Genomic DNA, 26,749 nt, shown 5'->3' with positions numbered 1-26,749 from the left:
GTTAACTCCGGTTGATCAATAAAATACCGAGGATAAGAAAAATAACACCGGCGACTTTGGTCAGCGTTATCGGTTTGATGGGCAGATCAAACCAGCCCATGTGGCTGATCAGCATGGCCAATAATATTTGCCCGCCCAGCGCCCAGGACATCATTGGCCCGGCGCCCATTTTCGGAATCAGGTAATAAAAGGTGCCTACGCCAAAAGCGCTGAGCAGCCCGGCGCCCCATAAATACAATGGTATTTTTTGCAAGGTGTTGCCGTCGGGCACCGACCGGTTTACCAGCAATACCGCCACTAAAGTAACCAGACAGGCGCAGCCAAAGGCGATGGTGGTGGCGAGTAACGGGTTGTGCAGCAATACACCCAGCCGCGCATTCATAACCGCCTGCAAGGCTATCGCTGCCCCGGCAATGCTGGCCAGTAACCAGAACATCGTCATACGCTTTTCCTGTTGGCTACTGTTGAAGTAGCCAGAATAGGCGAGGGCGATGTGCGATTCATTTACATAGGTTGATGCCCGCTTATTTTTTTGCGGATGCGGCTCAATTGTGTGGGGGTAATGCCAAGGTGGGAGGCAATGTGGTGCTGCGGTAAACGCGCCAGCCAATCAGGGTGGTTTTCGCAAAAGCGGGCGTAGCGGGAGGTGGCATCTTCCTGCACGATTTCGACTTCACGGGCTTCTTTTAAAATGAGCCAGTTTTTTTCCAGGTAATGAATCTGATACCACTTGAGGTCATCGCAGTCATTCAGTAATTGGCGAAAACCTTTGAAGTCAATTTCAATAATGACCGAAGGCTCCAGCGCGACGATGGAAAACGCAGAAGGTTGCGACTGCAATAACGCGGATATGGAACCCGGAAACATACCTTCAGAGAAAAAATTCTTGTTGTATTCATTGCCTTTGGCATCGGTGATGAACACGCGAAACAGCCCCTGGTGCACAAACGAAAAGCTCACCGGGATATCGCCCAGGCTATACAGCACCGCATTTTTCTCCAACTCACGGAAGCGGCAAAGGGCGGTTAGCCGCTGCCAGGTATCGTCGCTCAGCGGATAGTAACGGTGCATGGTTTCGCGCATGGCGTGGTAAGCAAGCGATTCGAGTTGGGTTTTTTTCATGCTGGCGGGGCCGTGTTGCTGGTTATTGAGCCGGTGAGCTTTGCCGGTGTTTGTGACTTATATTGCGGGCGATATTTCCTTGTTACAGCATCAGCCACGCAAGTGTTGTTTTCTCATCAGTTGGTGCCCGGCGTAGTGATTTTACGATGTTCTGTCAGCCTTGTCTGAGCCTTTCTGAAAGCGCGAGTCGCCTCAATTCACTATTTTTCCTTAATTTTATATTTAATAATAATTATCATTAACTTATCATATCCGTTATCGATTCCTCGATCTGCCCGGTAGCTGTTGCAGCTGCTTGCCTGTTTTTACCCCGCCCGATAGAAGCATCGGGTGTTTTCTTTATTGGTTTTGTTATTGATGCCCGGCTCACGCAGGCGGTTGTGCTGTGAGCGGGCAGATTTTGTTGTGGAGTAGTGGTAGTGAAGAACTGGACGTTTCAGTTGCATTGGTTTTTGGGCATCACCGCCGGCATTGTGCTGGGCATTATTGGTGTGACCGGCGGCATGATGAGCTTTGAACGGCAAATCATGGAATGGATGAGCAGCGATGTGGTGTACGTTGAAGTACCGGCGGACGGCAACCGGCTTACGCCCGATGCGATTGTCAGCCGCTTTAACGAGCACCGCCCGGACGCCGGTGTGCAGCAGCTGACACTTTCTTCCGATCCGTCGCGTGCGGTCGTGGTGCGCACCCGTTCAACCCCGGAAAGCCGCCGCGGTGAGTCGCTGTACCTCAACCCTTATAGTGGAGAGTTACTGGGCAAAATTCGCGGTGAACAATTTTTCCGTGATGTGCGCAGTTTGCACCGCTGGTTGCTGATTCCCTCTGGAGAAGGTATCAACTGGGGGCGTCACCTGACTGGCTTTAGCACCATTGCGTTGGTTTATCTTTCGCTTTCCGGTTTGTATTTACGCTGGCCGCGCCGTGCGCTGAACTGGCGTGCCTGGCTGCGGCTGGATTTTCGTTTGCGTGGCCGCAGCCTTTACTGGTCGTTGCATTCGGTCATCGGCACCTGGGTGTTGATTGTGTATTTGTTGCTGTCGTTTACCGGGCTTTACTGGTCTTATTCCTGGTACCGCACCAGCATGTCGTGGCTGCTGACCGGTGAAGTGCCGGAGCAACGCCGGGGCGGCGGAGGCGGGGCGCGCGGTGGTTTTACGCCGCCGCCGGAAACCGGTGAAGTGCCTTCCATTGATGCAGCATGGAGCGGCTTTTTGCGTTACAGCGATGGCGAATACCGCACCGCGTTTATCAGTTTGCCGCAGGGCGATGCCAAAGCGGCTGAGGTATTTTTTGTGCTGCCGGATGCCTTGCACAACCGCCAAAGCAATCAGGTAGCGCTGGATTTGCAAACCGGCGACATGGTGCGCGAGCGCCCTTACCAGCAGGCAGATACCCTGGGTAAACGCATTTACCAGGGCGTGTACGATTTGCACGTTGGCGACTGGTTTGGCACCACCGGCCGCGTGGTCAATATGGTGGCTTCGCTGGCGATGCCGTTGTTTATGATTACCGGCTTCCTGTTGTATTTCGACCGTCGCCGTAAAAAGCGCGAAACCCGTGCGGCGTCTGCGGGTGCTACTCAATTTGTATCGGCAACCGGCGAGGTGGGTTATCTGGTGGTTTATGCCAGCCAGACAGGAACGGCAGAACAGCTTGCCTGGCACACCGCGAGTATTCTTGCCTCGGGCGGTGAGGGTGTGGACGTAAAACCCCTGCATGAAGTCGATGCCGCGCTGCTTGAAAAAACCGACAAGCTGGTGCTGCTGTTATCCACCTTCGGGGAAGGCGAAGCGCCGGATCATGCGCGCAGTTTTGTTAAAAAAGTGATGTCGCAACACTACATGCTGGATCACCTGCAATTTGCGGTGCTCGGCCTGGGTGACAAACGCTACCCGGATTATTGCGTGTTTGCCCGTGAGGTAAACAACTGGTTACTCGGCTGTTCGGCCGCGCCTTTCTTTGACGCGCTGGAAGTGGATAACGGCAGTATTGAAACGCTGCAGCAATGGCAAACCGCGATTGCTGACGTATGTGGTGCTGAACACGTTGAAGCCTGGCAGGCACCGGATTATGACCAGTGGCCGCTACTGGATAACACCCATTTAAACCCCGGCAGCGCCGGTGACCCGGTGTACCGCGTGCGTTTTGCGATTCCGCAAGAGCAGCGCATCACCTGGCAGGCAGGCGATATTCTGGATATCAAACCGCGTCATAACCCGGCGGTTATTGCGGAGTTGATTGCGCACTGGCAACTGGATGCCGCTGCTACGGTTGAAGGCGTAAGCCTGGCGAACTGGTTGCAACAAAAACAATTACCCGCCGAAAAACCGGCAGGCGATGTATCGCAGTGGGCGCTGCCGGATTTACCGCACCGCGAATATTCCATCGCATCATTACCGGCATCCGGCGTGTTGGAACTGGTGGTTCGTTTGGCGTATTTGCCGGATGGCAAACCCGGTTTGGGTTCCGGTTGGTTAACGCAATATTTGCAGCCCGGTGAATTACTCACCGCTCGCGTGCGCACCAACCCGGCCTTCCACGCACCGGAAACAGTCGCGCCGATGTTACTGGTCGGTGCCGGTACCGGTATCGCCGGTTTGCGCTCGCATTTGCATCACCGCCGCGATAACAGCATTAACGAAACCTGGTTGATATTCGGTGAACGCAACCGCCAGTTTGATGCGATTTATGACGATGAATTGCAAGCGCTGAAAACCGCCGGTGTGCTTTCGCGGCTGGATCAGGTTTTCTCCCGCGATGGTGACGGTTACGTGCAGCAGCGCTTGTTGCAGGAATCGGCGGCTGTTCAGGAAATGATCGCAAGGGGCGCCAGTATTTACGTGTGCGGCAGCCTGACCGGCATGGGCGAGGGCATACATCAGGTGCTGATTGAAATACTCGGTGAAGAAACCGTGCAGCAACTGACTGAACAAAAACGTTACTGTCGGGATGTTTATTGATCCGCAATTATGCACAGCTTCTGTGGATAACTATTGGGATTACATGTAGAGACTGGCGGCGAGGCCTGATATCACAAGGCCTCGCCGCCATTGTTGCTTTTTTGAACGGCTTTTTAAGCTTTGCGAGTCAGTGTCTCGTAACTGTTAATCAGGTTTCGGTAATCCGGAATATGGTTGGAAAACAGTTTGCCCAGACCTTCCACATCATTACGCCAGTCGCGGTGCAGTTCGCAAGCGACGCCGAACCAGGTTACCAGCTGCGCACCGGCAGCCGACATACGGTCCCACGCCGAGTCGCGGGTTAACGGGTTAAAAGTGCCGGAGGCATCGGTCACTACGAACACCTCGTAACCTTCCGCGATGGCAGACAGCGCAGGGAAGGCGACGCACACTTCTGTCACTACACCGGCAATAAGCAGTTGTTTTTTACCGGTTGCCTTCACCGCCTTAACAAACTCCTCGTTATCCCAGGCGTTAATTTGCCCTGGTCTGGCAATGTAAGGCGCATTGGGGAACTGCTCTTTCAACTCCGGCACCAGCGGGCCATTTGGGCCGTTTTCAAAACTGGTAGTGAGAATAGTGGGCAGCTTGAAATATTCAGCAATATCGCCCAGCGCCAGCACGTTGTTTTTGAACTTGTCCGGGTCAATATCGCGTACCAGCGATAACAACCCGGTCTGGTGATCCACCAGCAGCACTGCGACATCATCTTTATTGAGGCGAACGTAAGGTTTGCTCATGGTAACTCTCCTTGAAAAATGGCCTGTGGCCGGGAAAAAGCACCGGCGGTTGCCGGTGCTGTCATCAGTGATTCAGCTTGCCGAAGTTGCCTGCGCTGAAGTCGTAAAACGCCTGGCGGATTTCAGCCTCACTGTTCATAACAAAGGGGCCGTGGCCGACAATGGGCTCATCAATAGGCTCGCCACTCAGCAACAACACGGTGGCATCGCTGCTCGCCTCAATGTGCACCGCAGAACCTTCGCGATCGAGGTGTAGCCATTGCGCTTGTGCTACCGCATCGCCACCGTTGACGCGTACCTGCCCGTGCAACACCACCAGTGCCAGGGTGTGGCCTTCCGGTATCTTGAAGGTGTGTGCCTTGCCTTGCCGTAAGCGGATATCCCAGACGTTAATCGGCGTGTAGGTGTGCGCCGGGCCATGGTAATTTTCAAAGTCGCCAGCGATGACCCGCGTGTAACCACTGTCGTTTGCCAGTGGCACGGAGGGAATATCCGCGTTCAACAGGGTTTGATAGCCCGGTTTGTCCATCTTGTATTTCGCTGGCAGGTTCACCCACAGTTGCACCATTTCCAGCGTGCCGCCGTTTTGTGTGAAATCTTCCGAGTGAAACTCTTCGTGCAAAATACCGCCGGCAGCGGTCATCCATTGCACATCGCCCGGGCCGATATGGCCGCCTGCGCCGGTAGAATCGCGGTGATCCACTTCCCCCTGATAAACGATGGTGACCGTCTCGAAACCGCGATGCGGATGCTGCCCTACACCGCGTGGCCGATCAGTCGGGTCGAAGGTCGCCGGGCCGGCGTAATCCAGCAGCAAAAACGGGCTCAGGTGTTTGCCATGGCTGCTGTAACTGAACAGTGAACGCACCGGAAAACCATCCCCAACCCAATGAGGACGAGGTGCCTGGTAAGTGCCGAGAATGTCTTTCATAAAAACCTCCACAGGTTCCGGTTGGTGGCGTGATGCCATGGACAAATCATATGAGCGGGACGAAAATGCCGGTAGTAGGCGATTTTTGAACTGATTGTTCTATTTATAGAACAATGGGCGGGTCACAACACGAGAAGCTGCAAATGTATGATCTGAATGATCTTTTCTACTTTGCTCAGGTCGTCGAGCACGGCGGGTTTGCACCGGCGGGGCGGGCGCTGGGTATCCCCAAATCCCGCATCAGCCGGCGTATTGCCGAATTGGAAGCGCGCCTGGATACCCGTTTGATTCAGCGTTCTACCCGTCATTTCTCCGTGACGGAAGCCGGGCAAATTTATTACACCTCTTGCCGGGCGATGCTGATTGAAGCCGATGCCGCCGAAGACGCCATTGCGGCCACCCGTTCCGAGCCTTGCGGTGTCGTGCGAGTAACCTGTCCGGTTGCCTTGCTGGATACCAGAGTAGGAGAAATGCTGGCGAATTTTATGGTGGCCTTTCCGCAAGTGAAGGTGCACCTGGAAGAAACCAACCGCCGGGTGGATGTTATTGAAGAAGGCGTGGACGTGGCGATAAGAGTGCGCCCACCACCGCTGGAAAACAGTGATCTGGTGCTGAAAATACTGGGTGATCGCGGTCAGTGCCTGGTTGCCAGCCCGACGTTGCTGGCACAGTTTGATCCGGTGCGTCATCCGGTAGATTTGTCGGCATTGCCGAGTCTCGCTTTGGGGCTACCGCAAGAGCAACACCGCTGGCATTTGTTCGGGCCGGATGGTGAAGAAGTAACGGTAGTGCACCGTCCGCGTCTGGTGACGCGAGGCATGATGGCATTGCGTAATGCCGCGGTGGCTGGCGTGGGGGTGGTGCAGCTGCCGGCGATGATGATGCTTTCGCAGTTGAGTGAAAAACAGCTGGTAAAAGTTATCCCCGCTTGGGCACCGCGCCGGGAAATTATTCACCTGGTATTTCCATCGCGGCGCGGACTGCTGCCTGCGGTACGCGCGTTGATTGATTATCTGGATGAACAATTCAAAGCGTTGGATGAGGATTGAGCTGTTGAAAAGCGCTCAATTTTTTCGGCGCTGTTTAATCATTCCGTCCGTTTGTCATCAGGATGTTTGTTCCAAAAACGCATAAACACATCCCTGTGGCTCGAGCAAGCCAACGGCAACTGCTCCTGCGTTGCTCTAACTTCCGCCATCCATGGCGGGCGTCCCTGGCTTGCAACGTTTTGGAACAAACATCCTGACGCCAAACTCGCATTGTGCATGGTGAGATTTTAACTTCTTACTGCCAACCCAAATCTTTGGCAAGACGTTCACCCACTGCATCAGCAAGCCGTTGTTGCGTTGTCAGGTTGGGATGGTAGTCGCAACCCAGGCCATCTTCCGCTTCAATTTTTCCGGCATCCAGCAAGTGAATATTGTCATTGGTCAGCGATGACAAAATTTCAGTTTGCGAGCTGCGTGCATCGCCGGACAGCATCGGGCTGACCATGACGTAAACCGGCTTACCGGCATAATCTGTTTGCACCTGGGTGATCAGTTGGCTCATGCCATGACGATATTCTTCGGTTACAGAACCCTGCCAGAAATCGTTGGTGCCGATATTGATAATGATGGCATCCGGTTGGTACTGCGTAACATCCCAACGGCTGTTTTCATCGGTGGCCAGGGTGCGCTGGTAGCGGGTGAGGATAGTCGGACTGGTCGGTGTTTCTTCACCATAAGAGCGCCAGGCACCAATGCCGGACCAGGCAATCGCTTGCAAATCGGCGTCCAGTTTTTGTGCGGCCAATGCGGCGTAGGTGAGTTGTTGCGTACTGGTGTCGAGGGAGTATTTGCATTCGGCACTATCGCCTTCAACCCCGTAACCGGCGGTGATGGAATCGCCAATCACCAGTAGTTGACGATCCGGCGCTTGCGGCGCTGCCAACAGTTGGCCGTCGGTTTGCGGGTCGCTGGTCAGCGCGGTGACACCGGCAGACGATTCTGAAACGCGGGTCAGGCGAATCGTGTGTTTGCCCGGAGCGAGGTCGGTGGCCAGCGGATAACGGGTTTCGTTGGCGTCAACCCATAAGGTTTTCTTTTCGCCGTCAACGTTAACTTCAAAACGAACCCGTTCTGCGCTTTGCAGATTAATGCTGGCGTTGCTGCCTTCAAAGGTGAATTCAATGGCAGAGCCTGGCCAGGTGAATTGTGCTTTGCCCGTTTCGGCGGTGTCGAAACGGCCGATTAAACGGCTGTTTGCGCCGGTGAATGCAGCATCGTTGGTGGCTTGCACAGAGGAAGTTTCTGCAGCAGCGCTGGAGGCGACTATCGCAGCGGATGATGCCGTGGTATCTGAACCGGATTGACCGCAACTGGCGAGTGCAATGCAGCAAAAGAGAAGCGTAGCGGATGTTTTCATTGCCCGACCTTATAATTCGTGATTGTTGTTAACCGGTTACAAACCGGAGGCACGAGCTTAAGCGGGCTTTGGTTGTGTCGCAAGTGGAAGAGAGTAACAAAGGGCGTAGCTGTTGATATTTTTTTTGGTGGGCTTGTATGGCGGGTGCCATTTGTCCGTTTGTCATAAGGATTTTTGTTCCAAAAACGCATGACAAATTGGCAGGATAGCCAATTTGCACAGCGTAGCTGCCCGCAGGGTGAGCCACACGGATGTGGCGAATGAATCATCCCTGTAGCTCAAGCAAGCCATCCCTGGCTTGCAACGTTTTGGAACAAATATCCTTACGCCAAACTTACATTGTGCGGCTTGAGACTTTCTCAAAACCTCCCGTAAGAGATGCAATTTAAGGCAGAAGAGCGGAGATTTTTTTGATCATGGGTTCGGCTGGCTGTTGCAGGCCTTCCACGCGGTGGGCGATGCGGCCTTCCTTATCCAGCAAGGTGAGGATGTTGCTGTGATCAAAGTTGCCATCGCTTTTTTCGCGGTAACGAATGCCCAGCAAGGTGGCCAGAGTACGAATGTCTGAGGCGGAGCCGTTCAGAAAATGCCAGTTGGGTTGCGCGAGATCCATTTGCTCTGCGTAGTCTGCCAGCACTTCCGGGGTATCGTGTTTCGCATCAAAACTGACAAAAACCACTTTTACGGTTTGCTGCTGTTGCGGGTTGAGCTTTTTAATAATTTGCCGTGCATCATTCACCAGCACCGGGCAGGCAGTGCGGCAGTTGCCGTAAATCATACTGATAATAACCGGCTGCCCTTTGAAATCGTTCAGGGTTAATTTGCTGTTGTTTTGATCAGTCCAGTTGGCAGAAAAATGATAGAGCGAGTCGTGGTGGTTCACTTCGCCAGCAGCAAGGCTGGTGTGTTTGTGGTCGTGATGATGTACTTCGGCTTTGTGCTGATCATGGTTGTGTGCATCATGATCATCAGCGCTGGCGGTCAGCGATATGCAGCTCCCCAGCGCCAGTGAGAAGAGAATAGAACTGACGGAATGCATCCGATTTTTTTCCGGTTTATTTAACATGGATAAAACCTCGGTAATTAACAGGGGTAGTCAACTTTAAAGAGACCAGGCACAGCGAAAGCCGAGCGTGCTGGTCGTTGTGTGTGGTTGATAGTTGCTGCGTGATTGATAACGGAAAAAAGTCGCGTAGCTGGCGGTGTCGTAGTTGGCCATAAAGCGCGCAGTATCACCACAGGAACTGGTCAGTAAATCGGCATCGTCGCCGTTGGTCATTAGCAGTTGAAAATCTTCAACCCACTCACTGACCAGACCATGCAAGTCGTGGATGCCGTTGGCGCTGGCAGTGCCGGAGCCAACCGCTTTTAAATTTTCGCTATTCGGGTTGCTGTACCAGGAAAAAACATGGCGAGCATATTCCTTGTCGCTGATGCCATCCAGCTGGCGAATTTGTTGCGATACATATTCCCATTCATCTTTACTTGGTAAACGACCGCCTTGCGATTCGCAATAGGCGCGGGCGGCGTACCAGGAGACGCGGGTAACTGGCAGATCGTTTATGTCTTCACCGGCTTGTAAGGGTGACTGCCAATGACGCAGGTAATTGTGGTCACTGAAAATGCCGGGAACATTGCCCCGTTGCCATTGCGGATTTTTTTCTACAAATTTTTGAAAATCGCGATTGCTTACCTGAACAGCATCCAGTTTAAAAGAGGCAACGGGCAAGCTGACGACTTCGTCATCCAGCACCAGCGGTGACTGAAAGGCACCTCCGTCAATCACTACCGGCTCAGACCATGCCGAGGCTGCACACAAGAGTACGGCAAGGCTTGCAAGTTTTTTCATGGCGGAGGTTCCTTTTTCTGACTGCTTACTTACTTCTTAGGTTTTTACTTAACAGTAGCGATTAACGTTTTACACGAGGGCCTGCAATCAGCGCACCGGCAGCACCACGCTCTGCATCGGCAAACTCGTGGTCTACCAGTTTGTACAAGCCTTCTTCCGGTACAATGAACTCAATAACCGCAGCGTTACTGGCTCCCAGCAAAACAGTTTGCATACCGCGCCATTCGTTTTCCGGGCTGGCTTCGTACCACACGCGATCAAAAATTGCGCCGATAACGTGGAAGCTTGAAGTACCGCTCGGGCCAACATTGAGAACATACAAACGCACACGGTCACCGGCATTGGCACGCAACGGAGTTTTGCTCAGCGCACTCACATGGCCGTTGAAAGCTACATGGCTGGCATCACGCGCCATGGCGGCAGTATGGTCATACACATATTCGGTGCCTATTTTTTCCAGATAGAATTCTGATTGCACTACCACGAATTCATGATCCACTTTTTTATCGGTAGAAAAACCTTTCTTCGGTGATACAACCACCGCACCGTATTGCCCCATCGCACTGTGCATCAGTACGCTGGCAGTGCCGCAGTGGTACATGTAAACACCGGGATAGTTGGCAACCCATTCAAACTCGATGGTTTCACCTGGTGCGATAGAACGCCATTTATCATCCGCCGCTACAGTGCCGCTGTGGAAGTCCATGGAGTGCGGCATCGGAGTAATTGCCGGTACATTTTTCTGGTAAGGGTTAGCTTGCAATTGCTCGAAATACGGAGAGCCGCCTTTTACCGGATCAGTTACCACTACCGCTTCATCAGAGCGGTTTTTCATGGTGAAAACCACGCGGTCGCCTTCACGCACATGCAGAGTAGGGCCTGGAACCGAGCCACCAAAAGTCCACGCGGTGTAACTTACGCCCGGTGCAATTTCTACTTTTTGAGAAATAACATCCATGCGCACATGGTGTTCCTTGTTGCCTTTGTAGTCGAGCTTTTGCAAGTGCGGCAGGGCACTCAGGTATTCACCTACTACCGGTGGGCCGCTGTAATCTTCAGTGAAAACTTTTGCTTTGGGTAAGCCGAACACCATGCCGTCAACAATAAATTCACCTTCGTGTTTAAGCTTTTGTGCGTTTGCCACGGGAATCACCATACTGCCCAGCAACAGTGACACCATGGCCAATTTACATAAACGACGTGATTGGGTTTTCATAGTTCTTTCCTTTTATGACCAATAATAAATTAACGTAACGCTTTGATATCTGCTGCACTTAATGTGGTTTTGCTCTCGTTCCATTCGGCCAGAATAAAGGCCACCACATCGGCGATGTTTTCATCAGAAAGGTGAGCGAGCGGCGGCATCATGCCGTTGTAACTATCGCCGTTAACGGTGATGTGGCCGGACTGTCCTTTCAAAATACTGTTGGCAATATGTTCGGGGTTATCTTTAATGTTCGGGTTGTCTGCCAGTGGTGGAAACGCTCCCTTGATGCCTGCGCCGGTGGGTTGATGGCATGCCTGACAATTTTTTTGATAAACCGCTTTGCCCGCAGTGACATCGTCAGCCAAACTGTGCGCGGCTGGTAATACCATCGCCAACAAGACGACACTTCTGTTGCATTGATTGAATACCCGTCGAAGTAAAGGCATTTTCTTCTCCCGTTTTGTACGGTTTTTGTACTGGCTAAAACGTCTGGTTGCATGATCAAAATATCAGAATGGGGAAAAGTTGAAATTGCGCCAGGGAGGTAAGCAGGGCAGCTGAAAGTGGCACATAAAATAGCGTAAAACTACTTCTCTTCCGGTAGGCTCCGGAAAATTGGAAGCATAGAGAAATACCTACAAATAGGTAGTTTGGCGGAGATTTTTTACAGCAGGAGAGGGTCGACGGGCGGTGTTGTTGTGAAAGCAGGTAAATCAGGCGTGCTGTTTTATTCGAAAGTTTCTGTATGCGTAACCTTGTTTTATGGATAGCAGGGTTTTGAAAAGGAGCAGCTACCTTGAATAATTTTGCAGCTGCTCCGGCTTTACATCACCGTTACACCGGGGCCGAACATCCCGGAAGGCATGTTCGGTGGGTGTGTTGGTTAATTGTCAGGCTATTTTCCGCCACCACAGCTACCACAGCAGCTGCCTTCTTCTTTTGCATGTTGTTTTTGTGTCGGGTCAAATACTGCAGCGGTGTTGCCGCCGCTGCGGTGGAAGAAAACACCCGATACCACCTGCCAGCTTACCGCCAGCGCGCCCACAATAAACACCACATCACCAAAAGTACGAATCCAGCGCAGGGTTTGCAGAATATCCTGTTGCATAAATTCTTCACTACGGGCGTACCACATACCTTCGGTAACACTGGCGTGGAACTGGATAATACCGACCGGCAACAAGCTGGTGAACAGCATCAGTGCCAAACCAATGTTCAACCACCAGAAGCCCGTTTTCATTAACCGCTCATTAAATACCAGTTGCGGACGAATGTAGCGCAGTACCATCAGCGTGAAGCCAAGCGCAAGGAATCCGTACACACCAAACAGCGCGGCGTGAGCGTGCATTGGGGTAGTGTTAAGGCCTTGAATGTAATAGAGCGCGATAGGCGGGTTGATCATAAAGCCCATGACACCGGCACCCAACATATTCCAGAAAGCTACTGCCACGAAGAAAATCAACGGCCATTTCAGGTGTTGCATCCACTGGGCGCGGCTTTTCAAATGCCAGTTTTCCCAAGCTTCATAACCCAGCACCACTAACGGAACGACTTCCAGCGCACTGAAGGTTGCGCCAATTGCCATTACCGGCGTGGTGGTGCCCGCAAAATACAAGTGGTGGAAGGTGCCCGGAATACCGCCAAGCATAAACAATGATGCAGATACCAGGCTCGCAGTAGTTGCCAGCGTGCGTGATACCAGGCCCATGCTGCAGAAAATAAAGGCCAGTGCTGCGGTGGCAAATACTTCGAAGAAACCTTCTACCCACAGGTGCACAATCCACCAGCGCCAGTATTCCATGACAGACAAGTGAGTGCGTTCGCCGTAGAAGAAGCCGGCACCGTAGAACAGGCCGATAGCAACAACAGAGGCAGTCAACAGCGCGAGCAGGTTTTTATCACCGGGTTTGTACAGTGCCGGCACAATACCGCGCAGCATTAATACCAACCAGAAAACGATGCCGAGGAATTTACCAATTTGCCATAAGCGACCCAGGTCAACATATTCATAGCCCTGGTGACCCAGCCAGAAATTCAGGTGAGCTGGCATCAGTTGTGAAATGGCGAGGAAGTTACCAACGAATGAGCCAACGACCACAATAACCAGTGCCCAGAATAAAATATCCACACCGAGTTTCTGGTATTTGGGGTCTTTACCGCCGTTAATAATCGGCGCAAGGAACAAACCGGCAGCAAGAAAACCAGTCGCAATCCAGAAAAGAGCAGACTGAATATGCCAGGTGCGTGTTAATGAATAGGGGAACCACTGGGATACATCAATGCCGTAAAATTTCTGACCTTCTACGGTGTAGTGCGCCGTAAATCCGCCCAGCATTACCTGGAAGCAGAAGAGGGCTACCACCAGGAATAAATATTTACCCAAGGCTTTTTGTGAAGCGGTGAGGTTTACCAAAGAAATAGGATCGCGCTGCGGAGCAACCGGGTCTACTTCATCGTGCTTGCGTAAAAATGCCCAGGCCCAGATCAAACCGCCAACACCGGCAATCAGCAACACCACGCTGGCAATAGACCAGATAATGTTTTCAGCAGTCGGTTTGTTTTCAATTAAAGGTTCGTGCGGCCAGTTGTTGGTGTAAGTGGCATGGCTATCCGGGCGCTCGGTAGAAGCAGACCAGGCCGTCCAGAAGAAAAACTCGGTCATGCGGGCACGACGCTCTGCGCTCGGCAAAGTATTTTCTTTCATGGCGTAACTTTCACGCGTTTTTTGCAACTCGGGGGCTGCGCTGAACAAGCGACTATAGTAATCGGCAGTTTGCGCAATGGCAGCTGCACGTCTTTCGCTGACGGTCAGCGTATCAGTGGCTGCGTTATAAGTATTGGTACGATATTCAGTTTTCAAATCAAACCGCAATTGGTATTGCTGACCGCCTTCAAGCGCATCAAAATTTTTACCAAATTTATCCTGCGCGGCTAAATCGAGCCAGGTAATCAATTCGCGGTGCAGCCAATCTGCTGTCCAATCCGGTGCCTGGTAAGCGCCGTGTCCCCAAATGGAACCCAGTTGCATCCCGCCCACAGACTGCCAGGCAGTTTGTCCGTCGAGGATGCTGTCTTTCGTCATTAATAACTGACCCGACGTAGTCATTACTTTGCCGGGTATAGGAGGAGCCTCTCGATAAACCTCCCGGCCAAAATAGCCCAAAATAGAAAAGGTGAGAGCGAGGATGGCAATAAGCAGCCACCATAGTTTGCGGTATTCAGCCATGATTGTTGATCTCCGGTTGCGAAATAGAAAGCCTTTACAACGATGCACATCATTGAGCCGGTTGGCTTTCTTAAGATGCATTGTAATTGCATCTTTTAAAGATGTAAAATAAATGCATCTTTTGTGTTTGTTGAAGTTAATGAAAAACATCTTGCTGCGGGAGTGACTAATCATCATGAATGGCTTTTTTAAATCGTTTGTCTTGCTGCATTACCCCTTTCGCGTATTTTTTTGGCTAACCGGCATCTACGGCGTGGTAATTGTGCTCGCCTGGATGGGGTACCTCTTCGGTGGTATACCTATGGCAGTGAGCTGGTCACCTTTGCATTGGCACAGCCACGAAATGTTATTCGGTTTGGTAACCCCGGCCATTGCCGGTTTCATGATGACCGCCATGTGCAACTGGACCGGCGCGCCGCCACTGCGAAATGGCGGGTTACTGGCACTTGCCAGTTTATGGGTGGCCGGGCGTATTGCTATGTGGTTATCCGGTGTGTTGCCAATCCTTGTTATTGCAATTATTGATGGGCTTTTTCTTTATGTGCTGGCTTTTTATGTATTGCGGGTTTTATTGAAATACGGCAACAAACGCAACCTGGTTTTGGGTGCTATTCTTTTGGTACTGGGGTTGGCTAATACCTTAATGCACACAGGTTTTGTTACCGGCGCAATGAACTGGCTAATTAAAGGTCAACTGCTGGCATTGAATTTAATTGCCTTCATGATGGTTGTGATTGGTGGTCGAATTATTCCTTTATTTACCACCAACTGGTTTCGCCGTGAGGGTTTGGCAAACGGGCCATCTTCTTTTCCGTTGCTGGAAAAAATAACACTCCTTTCTACTGCACTATTAATACCCGCAGAGTTCAGTGGGGTGGCTTGGCCAATTGGCGGCCTTGCATTGATTGCGGCGGTTGCCAATGGTTTGCGTTGTTTTTTCTGGAAAGGCTGGCACACGGGTAGCGAACCTTTATTATGGATCTTGCATCTCGGTTATTTCTGGATCGCTATCGCGCTGCTGCTTAAAGGTTTGGCGACTTTTAATCTGGTTGCGAGCGGTGCCTGGTTGCACGCCATGGGAACCGGTGCCATGGGCACGCTGATTCTCGGCTTTATGACCCGTGTAGCCTTGGGGCATACCGGGCGAGCCATGCAGTTGCCAGATTTCGCTGTGGTTATTTACTGGTGTATTACGCTGTCGGCATCGGCGCGGGTATTGGCCGCATTGCAATGGGTGGATTACCGCTGGGGGCTTACCATCGCCGCTATCGCCTGGACTGCCGCCTTTGCCCTGTTTGCCGGATTGTACTGGAGCATTTTTACCGGCCCCCGTGTGGACGGTTTACCCGGATAACGAGAGAAAAAATGCGTATTACTTCCTACACAGATTATTCGCTGCGGGTGCTTATGTATCTCGCCTTGAAAGGCGATGAACAGGCGACCATTCGTGAAATTGCCGATAGCTATGACATTTCCAAAAACCATTTGATGAAAGTAGTGCAGGATCTGAATAGCAAAGGCTATCTGATTGCCTTGCGCGGAAAAAATGGCGGTATTCGTTTAAATGGCGACCCGGAGAACATTAATATAGGCGTGTTGGTGCGGGATATGGAGCAGGATCTTGCATTGGTGGAGTGCTTCGGTGGGGATAACACTTGCATTATCACCCCGGCCTGTCATTTGAAGAAAATTCTCGCAGAAGCGCTGGAAGCTTTTTTTCGTTCGCTGGACGGCTACTCGCTGGCGGACCTTTTGCCCGGATCGAAGCGCAAGGCTTTGATCCGGTTGTTGGATATGTAAAAAAGCCACTGGCTTTTGCAGTGGCTTTTTGACCCGGTGGTCTGCGGTTAGTTGTTCGCTACAAGCCTCATCGGGGCAGGGGTAATATCTTTTACCGGAATCAGATCCATCGCCTGGTAGGTATAATTCAAGGCCTTGTGGTAATCACTGGCAGGGCAGGATTCTCCCTCGCGCTTTTTAATTCCCAACTCAGTTAATTCAACGTGCCAGGTGGGTTCAACGCCGTGGCGCGCCAGTGTGTTTTTAACGCAGTTCAAACGACAGCCATCAATGGCCAGAATATCCTTGCCGGATTTTGCAATACGAACCAGCTTCTTCACATCGCCACCAACGCCAGCGATACACGACATCTTTGCCAGCCCTTCACGATCCATAATTACCGCAATATCATTAGCCAGTTGCGCAACATTGGAACAGCCTGAGCAGGAGTAGACGATAGGTTTTTCATCATTGATCATGTTGATCTCCTGATAATTCTACCTTGGGGTTTAATCAGCTTAACCGGAAAACTGTCGCCCTTTTTGATATTGATCAACAATGTTTTACGGGTACCTATTCAGGGGAAGGTGACGCATTTAATCCCGGCAATTTTGTGCCAGTAACCATTGCAATCAATATCATCAAGGGGTGTTCTGCTTTTGCTGCTGTAAGCGTTACGGAATTTTTCCAGCCAACCAAAGGTGCCTTCAATTTCCGGGCTTAACCGCACCACGTCAACCAGGCCGGTCATCGTATGCAGCTCATTAACCAGGTTGTAGCGACCACCGGACTGGGTTTGAATGCCGTTTAGCGTAAATAAGCGTTTGCCTTCTTGCGTGCTAACCGCGCGACCTTCGGGATATTTAATACAACACAAGTCGCAGTCATCTTTAGCACGGTTTTCAGAGCGTGCAGTAAAGCAGCGGGCAGACCAGGCCAGCGGTAAATAACCAAAACCGAATACTTCCATCTCAAAGCGGTCGCGCACCGCCATTACTTCCGGTTGTTGCAACAAGCTGGCTAACCAATCCCGTGATAATTCCACTGGCATTAACCAACGTTGCATTCCCAACTTAACAAGGTGTAACAGCGTTTGATGGTTGTAACAATTAATGCTGGCACCGGCAACAAACGGCAGTTGGCGTTCCTGTAGTAAACCAATCGCGCCCATATCGTTAGCTTCAATAATAAATTCACCGTTGTCGCAACTGCGTTTCAAGCTGCGTAAATCGGCGGGCGATTCCAACAATGTCATTGTGGATAACACCACCTGCTTTCCCGCTTCGCGCAGCTGGTTGGCAATTTCAAGGTAATCCGACAGGCGCAACTCGCATCGTTTCGGGCAAACAGTTTCACCCAGGTAAACAATATCCACGTTGGATGCGGCTGCCTGTTGATAAAAGCTTTGCATGGTGGCTTTGGGCCAGTAATACAGCACAGGGCCAAGAGAGAATTTCATAATAGATTTCCTGGTTAACGCCAATGGCGGTGGAATGCCCCCAGGGTTGTCTGGCTGCCTTCCGACAACCCGGCCAACACCTGCGACCATTCCTGCTTGACCTGATAGCTCTGCGGGTTAGCCAATACCTGATCAATAGCAGAACGCCATACCCGCGTAACCTGAGCGATGTAAGCCGGGCTGCGTTGTCTGCCTTCAATTTTTACCGCTTTAATACCTTCGTTATGCAGCGATGGCAGCAGGTCAAGTGTATTCAAACTGGTCGGCTCTTCGAGCACGTGAAAACGCGCTTCACCCACATTAAAACGGCCTTTGCACAGAGTAGGGTAGCCTGCATTTTCTTCCGGCATAAAACGGTCAATCAAATAATCATTGAGCCGCGATTCCAGAATGCCATCATGCTCTTCCCAGCGAACATATTTTGCCGGTGAACAAGCGCCGGAATTATTGGGCGACTCACCCGTCATGTAAGAACTCAGGTAACAACGGCCTTCGGCCATAATGCAAAGGCTACCGAAAGCAAACACTTCCAGCTCGCTGCTGCAAGTGCGAGCAATAGCGGCGACTTGTGGCATGGATAAAACCCGCGGCAACACCACGCGACTCACCTGATAATTGCGCTGATAAAATTCAATAGCCGCTGCATTGGTTGCAGACGCCTGAACCGAAAGGTGCCGCTCAACCTCCGGGTAGCGTTCGGCGGCATAAGCCAGCAGCGATATATCCGCCAGTATCAAAACATCAGCGCCACCTTGCACTGCATCATCCACGGCGCTTTGCCAGCGCTTGAATTCTGTAGGTTGGGCAAAGGTGTTAATGGCAACATGCAAACGACGTTTGTGCTTATGCACCAGATTTACAGCTTGCTGTAAATCTTCTTTGGTTAAATTCAAACCGGAAAAGTTTCGGGCATTGGTATCGTTGCGCAAACCAACATAAATGGCATCAGCACCGTTATCCAAAGCTGCTTTCAGCGCGGGCATGCTGCCTGCGGGGCAGAGCAGTTCCATGTGGGTTACCTCTTTAAATTTTCAGAAAAATAATTTTTTCCGACTGCAAGCGGGTACTATTTTATGGCTGGCAACAGTATCATTTTTAATAGAGAGGTATAACAGAATGCTGCAACACAGAAGAGTTATGCGCAAAGTGGTAGAAAAATTACCACCGGGCTTGAGGTTCTGCTTATCCCGCTCGCCAGCACCTGTTGTTTCTGCTTCTATTGCGTTTTGGCTGAATCGAATTTTTAAAAAAGAAGTGAATGCTGGCAATCTGGATTTTCTAAAAAATCGCCATGTGGTTATTCAGGTTACTGATCTGGAACTGGAGTTTTCTGTGACGTTGGCTAATCAGCGTATTCTTGCTTCTCTGGATAAATCAAAAGGTGATGTGTGCTTTCGCGCGAATACGCTGGATTTATTGCTATTAATAACCGGCAAAGCAGACCCGGATACACTCTTTTTTCGGCGCCGTTTGTCAGTGACAGGAGACACAGACCTGGGTTTATCGTTGAAAAACTTTCTCGATAGACTGGATGCAGCGAGTTTGCTGCATAAGCCTGTGTATAACCTATTGATGCAGGTGGTGGAGTTGTTGGAAGAAGAACCGGAAGATATGGCTGATAATTCGGTTGGACTGAGAAGCTGGAAAATGTGGAATAAATAGTAGGTGCCATTCAGACGTTTGGCATTGGGGTGTTGGTTCCAAAAACGCATGAATACATCCTGTAGCTCTGACGAGTCATCCCTGACTCGACAGTTTTGGAACCAACACCCCAATGCCAAACTCACACTATGCCGAAATTGGGCTTGGGGTTTGTGTCACGGCTTTTCGGTGTCTGGTTTTTTCTGGAATGTGTAACTGGAAGCACCAAACCAGTTTGGCGTTGGAGGGGGAGGCAGTTCCAAAACCGTCGGGTCAGGGATGACCCGTCGGAGCTACAAGGATGTATTTATGCGCTTTTGGAACTGCCTCCCCCTCCAATGACAAACGGACAGAGATCAGCCTCTCACTCTATCTTACACAGCTGCAATTCGAGTAGACTCTACCTTCCGGGGCACTGCCGTCGCCTGCTGTGGCTGACGATGGTAATGGCGCAGTCCATGCTCTTTCCTTCTTCCTTTACTAAACGCAGAAACCCGCTTCAAATAACCAATAACCCGAGTCGCATAATCAATATCCTTTGACTGGCACGCAGAACAAGCCTGCAAAGTCCGCTTATCAATGTGCGCGCAATTGTTACAAATTGTAATTTTCACGTTAATGCAAAAATAATTACAACCGGTACGAGCCGCCATATTAATCAACGACAAATAACCTTCGGTGCTAATAGACTCTTCAAGGTTCAAATGCAATGCGGAACCGCCATCCAAATAATCAACCAGCTCGCGACCATGTAAAACCAGTTTATCCAAAGCATTGGTCTCGTCATCTTCTACTGCGTAAAAGTAGGAGTTGTAGCAATCTCTCGGTACCGCATAACCGTCAGCGCGATCCCACTTGGCGTTTTTAACGCCCAGGTTCTCGGCAGGTACAAATTCGGTATTGAACATATAGCCCCATTGTTGTTTGGCTTTTTTGTTCGCATCGAAAATTACTTTTAAATTTCGCTGTACAAATTCGATGTATTCCGGGTTGTTACCAGCAACCAGACCCACTGACTCGGCAGCTTCTACCATGCCATTAATACCGATGGTAAGAAATTGTTTATCCATACTGATAAAACCGGCATCGTAGACACTGAGTAATCCGGCAGCCTGGTAGCTTTCCATCAAGGCCCGGTAAGCAACCTGGTAACGTTGTACTTTATCCACTTCGGTTGCCAGGTCGCGGCCATCCTGAATCAGGCGGTTCATATTCAGCGTGATCACGTTAATAGAGCCGGTTGCGACACCGCCAGCGCCCAGCGTGTAAGAGAAGGTGTTATCACTGATTTCACTGCGTAAACGGCAGCAGGATGCCAGGGAATCGGCGTTATCAGAAAGGTACATAAAAAAGGAATTGCCGTCTGCCAGTTCGCGGGCAATATTGCGGGCGAACTTCTGACTCTTGCATTGCCCGTTATCGGTCAACATGGCAACCGTAACCACCGGGAAGGTGAGAATGGCTTTGGTGCGCTCCAGGTTAAACCAGCTCAGGAAAAAGTCTTGCAGTGCCGCTACAGATGACCACTTGGGTGCGCTAAAGTCCGGGAATACAAAGTTGCCAAACATGGAATCAAAGTAATGTTCGTCATAGACAGAAATGTTCCAGAACACGCTCTGGTAGCCTCTGGCCGCAGCCGGCTGATTAAGCGCGTAAACCACGTGTTGTAAATGGTTGCGGATTTCCTTGCCATGAGTGAGCAAGTAACTATCACCGTAATCGCGGCGGGCGAAATAATCAAAGTAGGTAAGAAATTCTACGGTGGCGACAGCACCGGCAAATTGCGCACTTACCGCAAACACCAGGTTAACAAAGCTGCCGCAGAAAGATTCCAGATGTCGTGGCGCTTTTGACTCGCCTCCCAATTTCACCAGACCGTCATGTAAAAACGGATACATGGTTAAAGACACGCAATAAGGCTTAAGGCTGGTTTCGTCGTGCACGTAAATTTCGTGGTTCTCAATTTGACGGTGATATTCGCGAGCCAGGTCATCACCAAACAACTCTGCAATTTTCTTGCTCACCAGCGAACGGTTTACCTGCACAAAATAATCTTTCATCAACTCGGTTTCGAGCGTGGCGATATTCTTTTGCGTCACGTTGGCGTTGGCGTCCATCGTAGAGCCATCCGCCGCATTCTCGGCGCTAAGATAGTTGCTAATGAAATTCAGTTTATGGTCAATCTGGTTGGGGTCTAATGCCAGCATTTTTGCTCTCCTGAGATGTAGTTGGGAAACTCTGAAAAACTGCCTTTGTTAGCAGTGCTTCCCGTGCACGATAAAGCCGTGAAACTTATGAAAGAAATAGATGGTTAAGTGATTTTCCTGTCCGCAAGTCGGTAAAAACCTGATTGGTTGTCGGACTATCAAGCCCGCCCAGCTCTCTGATCCAGGGGCCGGTTTTCAAAAATGTCAGTTGCGCTGTTATTGGTTCGGCAACTGCATCCAGTCCGCTATAAAGGCAGGTATGCAACCCTGCAGCCCGGCACAACTTCAGCAGCGGCAACAACGCCTCCGGCCGCCACTCGCCACCAAAAAACAACACACAGGTAATCAGGTTTTCATACTGTGTAATACGCTGTTGCAGATAGTTGTCAGTAAGCAACAAACCCTGTTGCGCATCCCAACTGTCACTACTGTGGCAACCGGGGCAGCGAAGTGGGCAACCACTAACCGTAAACGCCAGAGAAACCTCTCCCGGCACCTCCTGCCAAACAACTTGCTCGGCAATAAATCGTAATGACTGCAACATGCTGAAAACCATATGTTGTGTTTTTGTTTTGATAAAACACTATATGTGCGAATGGTGGGCGTATGGAGAGGTTGGGTATTTGATCCAGATCAAATTTGAGGCAGCTCTACCCCCAAAGGGGCAGCGGATTAAAAGCATGAAAATAGATAACGATATATGTGCGTTTTGCAGCCGGTCAACGCGCGTATCCGGTTTGCTTTTGATAAAAAACCTCATATAGTCAGCCGCTTGCAGAATGGGAAAAAGGATAACAGGCATCTATTAGGTAGATAACTCGCACGTATCTAAAAGTTATGCATAAGTACGAATCAAGGAGAAAATTCATTTGGACATTAGAAAATCAAAAGATCGCGTGCTGGCAGGTGTTGCAGGTGGCATAGCAGAATATCAGCAGATGAGCGTGCGGTTTGTGCGATTCATCTGGTTTGTATCATTTATTTTAAGTGGTGGTTCTGCTTTAGGTGTTTATGTCCTAATGGCATTTTTAATGAAACCACCCAGTGATTTTGATATCAATAATTACAGGCAACAATAGCTCAATTTCCTTATAGATGTTTTAATTAAAAAAACAATCAATGGAGTTCAGTGGGTGGAGTGCTATCTCTAAAAAAGCGTAACAAGGAGTAGCAATCTGCACATGATATTGCCCCGATAAAATGAACGTTTCCATTTTGTCGGGGCAATATCATTGTTGAGGTAACACTTATTAAAATTCCATGTTGATATAATCAATATCTCTATATGTTTTAGTAGTTATCTAATAATACAAAGGAATTTATTATGTTCTACAGGGAAGTAATATTGGTTGTGTTGTTAATTTCTCAGGTCGTGTCAGCGGATACTCAGGTCTTTTCTGATGGCGATGAAATATTCTATGTTGGTGGACTAACTGTTGAAGCTAATGCAAAAGCTTTTGATCTTTATGATAAAAGTGTCAACAAGCCCGACACCTTGAGTATAACCAGTTTAGGCGGGGATATTGAAGTTGGTATGGAATTGGGCGAGTGGCTTGTAGAAAAGCTGCTGCATGTCAAAGTCGAGGATTACTGTATGTCATCCTGCGCTAATTATATTTTCCCGGCTGGTGTGAAAAAGTATATTGGTAACAAAGCGCTGGTTGCTTTCCATGGCGGGGCACACAGTGAATCGTTTGTATCCAATGATGAGAGCACTCTTGCGTCTTTTCCGGAAGATAAAAGGGCGTCTGTAAAGAAAGCAATGGATGAGGCCTTGCGCATTCATCGGGAAAAAACCGGAAAGAGGGAAACTGATTTCTATAAAAAAAATCGGCGTATCAAAATCTATAAACACCCTTGGTCAATCGGGCGAATACAGTAACCATAGTGTTTATTACAACGGTTGGTACTATTCTTTGCAAGACCTGGAAAAATTCGGTGTAAATAATCTGATTGTTATAGATGGTCCATGGAATCCTCAAAGTAATGCCGAAAAATTCAACGTTTTCAAGCTTTCTCTGCCTGATGGCCAGTTGCCTGGGAAAGACTGATTTAAGTATCCGGTGTTAAATGAATTATCGATTTGTATTAAGCGGTGGTCCCGGTGGCGGTAAAACCACAATACTCAATGCGCTGGTAAAACATGGATACGATGTCGTGTCCGAATCTGCGAGGGAAGTTATCAGAGAGCGTTTGAATGCGGGATTGTCTGCCCGGCCGGATCCTGTCCCTTTTGCCCGTGATATTCTCAGGAGGGATATTGAAAAATATCGTAATACAGACAACAGTGTTCACCCCACGTTTTTCGACAGGGGGATTCTGGATGCAATGTACATGCTTGATGCTGAAAATGCACTGGTAGACGATGAAGCCTTTCAATATGTTCACTCTTTTCCGTATAACGCCACCGTTTTCCTGCTGCCGCCATGGAGAGAGATCTACCAGACTGATTCCGAACGTGACCAGACATTTGAGCAAGCTATTGACGTATTCGAAGGCTTGAAACGCTGGTATCTGCAATGGGGTTATAAAACATTGGAAGTGCCACCCGGTAATTTGGAATATCGGTTGTCATTTATTTTGAGTGCAGTTGATTTATCCTGACTATTTACACAAGGAATCTATGAACATTATCCCGTTAGGCGAAAGAATGGAATTCATTGAGGAGCTGGCAGCACTTCATCATTCGGAGTGGGGGCATTTGAATCCGTCTTTAACCTTGGAAAAGCGCATAGGAAAGCTTGCCAGTTTAGCGGGCGGAAGGAGTATCCCCTCAATATTTATCGCTACCTCTGGAAATGAGCTTATTGGTTCTGCTGCATTGGTGCTGGAAGATATGCAATCAAGACCTGACTTATCGCCCTGGCTGGCTGCAGTTTATGTAAAAGAAAAATATCGGAGCCAGGGAGTTGCTTCCGCTCTGGTTGCCAAATGCGAATATGAAGCAAAGAGATCAAAGGTTGATACCTTATATCTTTATACTGAATTTGCTTCGAAACTGTATGAGAGGTTGGGTTGGCGGAGTTTGGAGCCTTGCATGTATAGAGATGTTTCAGTCAATATTATGTATAAAGAGATTTAATAATTTATTTTAAATGCATAGTATTAAACATAGTTTTTATTGGTGTTATTTTTATAAGGTACTCGTTTTTTAATGTTTTCTGTCGAGGCCGATCGGTGTGGTAAATTTTAGAAACGTTTCTCTTGCTGCGAGCTTTACATTCCTGGTGCTGACAGCAATATAGTTGTTTTACCCTCATCTACTTTTGAATGTGCGGTGTATATCCTATTCTGAAATAACGGGTTTGGTTGGTCGCCGAAGCGCTGCACTGTTCCTGGGGTTGGCGACCATGTTATATATGGTGCGAAATGCACCAGCGTCACAAAGCCGATTTTCAATAACAACAGGTATTGTCGTTTTGTGTGTCTCTCTGACGCTTCTTGGGGTATATGAGTTTTTAATGGGAAGTGTGGTGGCTGGCATATTTTTAGCCATCTTCGTCGAGGCTGCATTCGCTTTTCTATTTTTTGGGGTCGGGTGTAAAGAAAGGCTTGGCACTTAAAATTATCCGGATTTGATCGATAATATACAAGTTCCCTATTTTTTTATCCCGGATATTTTTCGATAAAAGTTTTATCCGATTGGTTTTTTCGTGCTTTGCTTGATCGCTAAAATCTCGCCCCTGTCCTGTCCTGTCCTGTCCTGTCCTGTCCTGTCCTGTCCTGGATTGGTGTGGTTTTAAATACTGCGAGGGCGTTGTTGTAATCATACAGCAACGCCCTCGCAGAGTTAAAATTGATCTCTCTTCCTGCTTCTTTCCGCTAAATCACCTTCGAATACCGAATCATCGTCCCCTGATTGAGGTAGGCGTCAAATACCATGCAGATGCGGCGGATTAGCAGGCGGCCGGTGTTGTGTACCTGAATGCCCTTGTCGTCAATGCTGATCAGGCCGTCCTCTACCATCGGTTGGAGCTCTGCCAGCTCGTTAGCAAAGTATTCGGTTGGCGCAATGCCAAACTCTTCCTGTATCGGTTGAAAATCCAGATGAAAGTGGCAGATCAGCTGGTTAATCACACGCTGGCGCAACAGGTCTTCTTTACTCAGAGTAAAGCCGCGTACAAAGGCCGGTTGTTGCTGGTCGATGCGCTGATAATAATCATCCAATTGTTTACTGTTTTGTAAATACACATCGCCAAACGCGCTGATGGACGAAACGCCGAAAGACAATAAATCACAATGGCCGTGGGTAGAATAGCCCTGGAAGTTGCGTTGCAGTTTGCCAGCTTGTTGTGCTTTTACCAGGCTGTCTTGTGGTTTGGCAAAGTGATCCATGCCCACGTACACGTATCCGGCTTGCTGTAATTGTTCGATGGACGACTGCAGAATATCGAGCTTCTGCTGCGCGGAAGGCAGCTGGTCTGCCTTGATCAGCGCCTGGCTTTTAAATAAATGCGGCAGGTGCGCGTAGTTGAAAAGCGATAGGCGATCGGGCGATAAATCAATCACCTGTTTCAGGGTTTCGGTAAAGCTGGCACGAGTTTGTAGCGGCAGGCCGTAAATCAAATCCATGCTGATGGAGTGATATTGCTGCGCGCGCAACGCTTGCACCAGCGAGCGAACATCTTCCGGGGTGTTGTAGCGATTGACCGCTTTTTGTACTTTTGCATCAAAGTCCTGCACGCCCATGCTGACGCGGTTAAAACCAAGATCACGCAAATGCCCCATGGTACTGGCAGAGACTCTGCCGGGGTGAATTTCTACCGAGTACTCACCGCTGTCATCATCCAGCAGTGAGAAATGCTTGCGCGTGGCTGCCATTAACCAGGTCATTTCTGCATCGCTGATAAACGTCGGGGTGCCGCCGCCCCAGTGCAATTGCTCTACCTGTCGTTGGGTATCAAACCATGCTGCTTGCATTTGCATCTCACGGTCGAGGCGCTGCAGGTAAGGCATTGCCCGTTCTTTATGGTGAGTAACAATTTTGTTGCAGCCACAATAAAAACACAGGGTGTCGCAAAAGGGGATGTGAAAATACAGTGAGAGCGGGTTGGCCGTGGCGTTACTGCGCTCAATAGCCGCGTGCATATCACTCATGGAGAATTGATCGCTGAACTGCGGCGCGGTAGGGTAGGAGGTGTAGCGCGGCCCGGCCAGATCGTAACGGCTGATCAGTTCATTATTCCAGGTAACGGATGTGTTGAATAAAGTCATGCGGG

General features: G+C 49.8%; 25 protein-coding genes. 9 read left to right on the top strand and 16 right to left on the bottom strand.

Features of this window, described 5'->3' with window-relative positions; translation table 11 throughout:
* Nucleotide 1: 1 nt before the first annotated feature.
* A complete protein-coding gene (locus C4F51_RS13655; protein ID WP_193910684.1) occupies nt 2–442 on the bottom strand; it encodes a DMT family transporter in 441 nt (146 codons plus the stop codon).
* A gap of 62 nt (nt 443–504) precedes the next feature.
* Nucleotides 505–1,122 (bottom strand): Crp/Fnr family transcriptional regulator, encoded by a 618-nt coding sequence (locus tag C4F51_RS13650; protein ID WP_193910682.1) that lies wholly within the window; start codon nt 1,120–1,122, stop codon nt 505–507.
* Nucleotides 1,123–1,541: 419 nt separating this feature from the next.
* On the opposite strand from C4F51_RS13650, the gene C4F51_RS13645 reads away from it, so the two are divergent.
* On the top strand, nt 1,542–4,085 hold the full coding sequence (locus C4F51_RS13645; RefSeq protein ID WP_193910680.1) for a PepSY domain-containing protein: 2,544 nt from the start codon (nt 1,542–1,544) through the stop codon (nt 4,083–4,085).
* Between the two features lie 113 nt (nt 4,086–4,198).
* On the opposite strand, the gene ycaC is transcribed toward C4F51_RS13645, so the two are convergent.
* Both ycaC and C4F51_RS13635 read right to left on the bottom strand, forming a co-directional pair.
* Nucleotides 4,199–4,825 carry an isochorismate family cysteine hydrolase YcaC gene (gene ycaC / locus C4F51_RS13640; RefSeq protein ID WP_193910678.1) on the bottom strand — a complete coding sequence of 209 codons (627 nt, stop codon included), beginning with the start codon at nt 4,823–4,825 and terminating at the stop codon, nt 4,199–4,201.
* Between the two features lie 64 nt (nt 4,826–4,889).
* Nucleotides 4,890–5,756, bottom strand: a complete 867-nt coding sequence (locus tag C4F51_RS13635; RefSeq protein WP_193910676.1) for a pirin family protein — start codon at nt 5,754–5,756, stop codon at nt 4,890–4,892.
* Nucleotides 5,757–5,899: 143 nt separating this feature from the next.
* Here C4F51_RS13635 and C4F51_RS13630 point away from each other — a divergent pair, with 143 nt between their 5' ends.
* Nucleotides 5,900–6,805, top strand: coding sequence for a LysR family transcriptional regulator (locus C4F51_RS13630; RefSeq protein WP_193910674.1), 906 nt, complete (start codon nt 5,900–5,902; stop codon nt 6,803–6,805).
* A 235-nt stretch (nt 6,806–7,040) separates the two neighbouring features.
* Here the strand turns inward: C4F51_RS13630 and C4F51_RS13625 are convergent, their stop codons facing one another.
* From C4F51_RS13625 to C4F51_RS13600, 6 genes are all read right to left on the bottom strand, one after another.
* Nucleotides 7,041–8,162: an SGNH/GDSL hydrolase family protein gene (locus C4F51_RS13625; RefSeq protein WP_193910672.1), complete on the bottom strand. Its 1,122-nt coding sequence runs from the start codon at nt 8,160–8,162 to the stop codon at nt 7,041–7,043.
* Nucleotides 8,163–8,547: 385 nt separating this feature from the next.
* On the bottom strand, nt 8,548–9,228 hold the full coding sequence (locus C4F51_RS13620; protein ID WP_202987690.1) for an SCO family protein: 681 nt from the start codon (nt 9,226–9,228) through the stop codon (nt 8,548–8,550).
* A gap of 36 nt (nt 9,229–9,264) precedes the next feature.
* Complete coding sequence (locus C4F51_RS13615; RefSeq protein WP_193910670.1) at nt 9,265–10,011, bottom strand: formylglycine-generating enzyme family protein; 747 nt, start codon at nt 10,009–10,011, stop codon at nt 9,265–9,267.
* A 61-nt stretch (nt 10,012–10,072) separates the two neighbouring features.
* A complete protein-coding gene (locus C4F51_RS13610) occupies nt 10,073–11,227 on the bottom strand; it encodes a multicopper oxidase domain-containing protein (protein ID WP_193910668.1) in 1,155 nt (384 codons plus the stop codon).
* A 29-nt stretch (nt 11,228–11,256) separates the two neighbouring features.
* Nucleotides 11,257–11,664 (bottom strand): c-type cytochrome, encoded by a 408-nt coding sequence (locus tag C4F51_RS13605; protein ID WP_193910666.1) that lies wholly within the window; start codon nt 11,662–11,664, stop codon nt 11,257–11,259.
* Nucleotides 11,665–12,113: 449 nt separating this feature from the next.
* Entirely contained in the window at nt 12,114–14,444 is a 2,331-nt protein-coding gene (locus tag C4F51_RS13600; protein WP_193910664.1) for a nitric-oxide reductase large subunit, read from the bottom strand.
* A 175-nt stretch (nt 14,445–14,619) separates the two neighbouring features.
* Between C4F51_RS13600 and C4F51_RS13595 the strand changes: the two genes are divergently transcribed.
* Both C4F51_RS13595 and C4F51_RS13590 read left to right on the top strand, forming a co-directional pair.
* Nucleotides 14,620–15,798 carry an NnrS family protein gene (locus C4F51_RS13595; protein ID WP_193910662.1) on the top strand — a complete coding sequence of 393 codons (1,179 nt, stop codon included), beginning with the start codon at nt 14,620–14,622 and terminating at the stop codon, nt 15,796–15,798.
* Between the two features lie 11 nt (nt 15,799–15,809).
* A complete protein-coding gene (locus C4F51_RS13590) occupies nt 15,810–16,244 on the top strand; it encodes an RrF2 family transcriptional regulator (RefSeq protein ID WP_193910660.1) in 435 nt (144 codons plus the stop codon).
* Between the two features lie 47 nt (nt 16,245–16,291).
* Here the strand turns inward: C4F51_RS13590 and C4F51_RS13585 are convergent, their stop codons facing one another.
* The 3 genes from C4F51_RS13585 to ubiU form a co-directional block, all read right to left on the bottom strand.
* A complete protein-coding gene (locus tag C4F51_RS13585; RefSeq protein WP_193910658.1) occupies nt 16,292–16,702 on the bottom strand; it encodes a putative zinc-binding protein in 411 nt (136 codons plus the stop codon).
* 98 nt (nt 16,703–16,800) lie between these two features.
* On the bottom strand, nt 16,801–17,682 hold the full coding sequence (locus C4F51_RS13580; protein WP_193910656.1) for a U32 family peptidase: 882 nt from the start codon (nt 17,680–17,682) through the stop codon (nt 16,801–16,803).
* A 14-nt stretch (nt 17,683–17,696) separates the two neighbouring features.
* Nucleotides 17,697–18,692 carry a ubiquinone anaerobic biosynthesis protein UbiU gene (gene ubiU, locus C4F51_RS13575; protein WP_193910654.1) on the bottom strand — a complete coding sequence of 332 codons (996 nt, stop codon included), beginning with the start codon at nt 18,690–18,692 and terminating at the stop codon, nt 17,697–17,699.
* 106 nt (nt 18,693–18,798) lie between these two features.
* Here ubiU and ubiT point away from each other — a divergent pair, with 106 nt between their 5' ends.
* Entirely contained in the window at nt 18,799–19,344 is a 546-nt protein-coding gene (ubiT, locus tag C4F51_RS13570; protein WP_193910652.1) for a ubiquinone anaerobic biosynthesis accessory factor UbiT, read from the top strand.
* Nucleotides 19,345–19,697: 353 nt separating this feature from the next.
* Here the strand turns inward: ubiT and nrdD are convergent, their stop codons facing one another.
* Both nrdD and nrdG read right to left on the bottom strand, forming a co-directional pair.
* The gene (gene nrdD, locus C4F51_RS13565) at nt 19,698–21,530 is read right to left on the bottom strand and encodes an anaerobic ribonucleoside-triphosphate reductase (RefSeq protein ID WP_193910650.1); all 1,833 of its coding nucleotides are present in this window, start codon (nt 21,528–21,530) and stop codon (nt 19,698–19,700) included.
* A gap of 85 nt (nt 21,531–21,615) precedes the next feature.
* Complete coding sequence (gene nrdG / locus C4F51_RS13560; protein ID WP_235992337.1) at nt 21,616–22,074, bottom strand: anaerobic ribonucleoside-triphosphate reductase activating protein; 459 nt, start codon at nt 22,072–22,074, stop codon at nt 21,616–21,618.
* 325 nt (nt 22,075–22,399) lie between these two features.
* Here nrdG and C4F51_RS13555 point away from each other — a divergent pair, with 325 nt between their 5' ends.
* The 4 genes from C4F51_RS13555 to C4F51_RS13540 all read left to right on the top strand — a co-directional run bounded on the left by C4F51_RS13555 (nt 22,400) and on the right by C4F51_RS13540 (nt 24,612).
* Nucleotides 22,400–22,609, top strand: coding sequence for a PspC domain-containing protein (locus C4F51_RS13555; RefSeq protein ID WP_193910648.1), 210 nt, complete (start codon nt 22,400–22,402; stop codon nt 22,607–22,609).
* A gap of 245 nt (nt 22,610–22,854) precedes the next feature.
* Nucleotides 22,855–23,412: a hypothetical protein gene (locus tag C4F51_RS13550; RefSeq protein WP_193910646.1), complete on the top strand. Its 558-nt coding sequence runs from the start codon at nt 22,855–22,857 to the stop codon at nt 23,410–23,412.
* 188 nt (nt 23,413–23,600) lie between these two features.
* Entirely contained in the window at nt 23,601–24,134 is a 534-nt protein-coding gene (locus C4F51_RS13545) for an AAA family ATPase (protein WP_193910644.1), read from the top strand.
* A gap of 19 nt (nt 24,135–24,153) precedes the next feature.
* Nucleotides 24,154–24,612 carry a GNAT family N-acetyltransferase gene (locus C4F51_RS13540; RefSeq protein ID WP_193910642.1) on the top strand — a complete coding sequence of 153 codons (459 nt, stop codon included), beginning with the start codon at nt 24,154–24,156 and terminating at the stop codon, nt 24,610–24,612.
* 740 nt (nt 24,613–25,352) lie between these two features.
* Here the strand turns inward: C4F51_RS13540 and hemN are convergent.
* Complete coding sequence (gene hemN, locus C4F51_RS13535; protein WP_193910640.1) at nt 25,353–26,744, bottom strand: oxygen-independent coproporphyrinogen III oxidase; 1,392 nt, start codon at nt 26,742–26,744, stop codon at nt 25,353–25,355.
* Nucleotides 26,745–26,749: the final 5 nt, after the last annotated feature.

Source organism: Cellvibrio polysaccharolyticus (assembly GCF_015182315.1).
Taxonomy (GTDB): domain Bacteria; phylum Pseudomonadota; class Gammaproteobacteria; order Pseudomonadales; family Cellvibrionaceae; genus Cellvibrio; species Cellvibrio polysaccharolyticus.
The sequence above is the reverse complement of the archived record's forward strand: the minus strand, read 5'-3'. Positions and strand labels throughout refer to the sequence as shown.

Excerpts from the sequence above, each read along its gene's own strand:
- C4F51_RS13655 (WP_193910684.1), bottom strand. The coding sequence starts at position 442 with ATGACGATGTTCTGGTTACTGGCCAGCATTGCCGGGGCAGCGATAGCC.
- C4F51_RS13650 (WP_193910682.1), bottom strand. The coding sequence starts at position 1,122 with ATGAAAAAAACCCAACTCGAATCGCTTGCTTACCACGCCATGCGCGAA.
- ycaC (WP_193910678.1), bottom strand. The coding sequence starts at position 4,825 with ATGAGCAAACCTTACGTTCGCCTCAATAAAGATGATGTCGCAGTGCTG.
- C4F51_RS13635 (WP_193910676.1), bottom strand. The coding sequence starts at position 5,756 with ATGAAAGACATTCTCGGCACTTACCAGGCACCTCGTCCTCATTGGGTT.
- C4F51_RS13630 (WP_193910674.1), top strand. The coding sequence starts at position 5,900 with ATGTATGATCTGAATGATCTTTTCTACTTTGCTCAGGTCGTCGAGCAC.
- C4F51_RS13625 (WP_193910672.1), bottom strand. The coding sequence starts at position 8,162 with ATGAAAACATCCGCTACGCTTCTCTTTTGCTGCATTGCACTCGCCAGT.
- C4F51_RS13620 (WP_202987690.1), bottom strand. The coding sequence starts at position 9,228 with ATGTTAAATAAACCGGAAAAAAATCGGATGCATTCCGTCAGTTCTATT.
- C4F51_RS13615 (WP_193910670.1), bottom strand. The coding sequence starts at position 10,011 with ATGAAAAAACTTGCAAGCCTTGCCGTACTCTTGTGTGCAGCCTCGGCA.
- C4F51_RS13610 (WP_193910668.1), bottom strand. The coding sequence starts at position 11,227 with ATGAAAACCCAATCACGTCGTTTATGTAAATTGGCCATGGTGTCACTG.
- C4F51_RS13605 (WP_193910666.1), bottom strand. The coding sequence starts at position 11,664 with ATGCCTTTACTTCGACGGGTATTCAATCAATGCAACAGAAGTGTCGTC.
- C4F51_RS13600 (WP_193910664.1), bottom strand. The coding sequence starts at position 14,444 with ATGGCTGAATACCGCAAACTATGGTGGCTGCTTATTGCCATCCTCGCT.
- C4F51_RS13595 (WP_193910662.1), top strand. The coding sequence starts at position 14,620 with ATGAATGGCTTTTTTAAATCGTTTGTCTTGCTGCATTACCCCTTTCGC.
- C4F51_RS13590 (WP_193910660.1), top strand. The coding sequence starts at position 15,810 with ATGCGTATTACTTCCTACACAGATTATTCGCTGCGGGTGCTTATGTAT.
- C4F51_RS13585 (WP_193910658.1), bottom strand. The coding sequence starts at position 16,702 with ATGATCAATGATGAAAAACCTATCGTCTACTCCTGCTCAGGCTGTTCC.
- C4F51_RS13580 (WP_193910656.1), bottom strand. The coding sequence starts at position 17,682 with ATGAAATTCTCTCTTGGCCCTGTGCTGTATTACTGGCCCAAAGCCACC.
- ubiU (WP_193910654.1), bottom strand. The coding sequence starts at position 18,692 with ATGGAACTGCTCTGCCCCGCAGGCAGCATGCCCGCGCTGAAAGCAGCT.
- ubiT (WP_193910652.1), top strand. The coding sequence starts at position 18,799 with ATGCTGCAACACAGAAGAGTTATGCGCAAAGTGGTAGAAAAATTACCA.
- nrdD (WP_193910650.1), bottom strand. The coding sequence starts at position 21,530 with ATGCTGGCATTAGACCCCAACCAGATTGACCATAAACTGAATTTCATT.
- nrdG (WP_235992337.1), bottom strand. The coding sequence starts at position 22,074 with ATGTTGCAGTCATTACGATTTATTGCCGAGCAAGTTGTTTGGCAGGAG.
- C4F51_RS13550 (WP_193910646.1), top strand. The coding sequence starts at position 22,855 with ATGTTCTACAGGGAAGTAATATTGGTTGTGTTGTTAATTTCTCAGGTC.
- C4F51_RS13545 (WP_193910644.1), top strand. The coding sequence starts at position 23,601 with ATGAATTATCGATTTGTATTAAGCGGTGGTCCCGGTGGCGGTAAAACC.
- C4F51_RS13540 (WP_193910642.1), top strand. The coding sequence starts at position 24,154 with ATGAACATTATCCCGTTAGGCGAAAGAATGGAATTCATTGAGGAGCTG.
- hemN (WP_193910640.1), bottom strand. The coding sequence starts at position 26,744 with ATGACTTTATTCAACACATCCGTTACCTGGAATAATGAACTGATCAGC.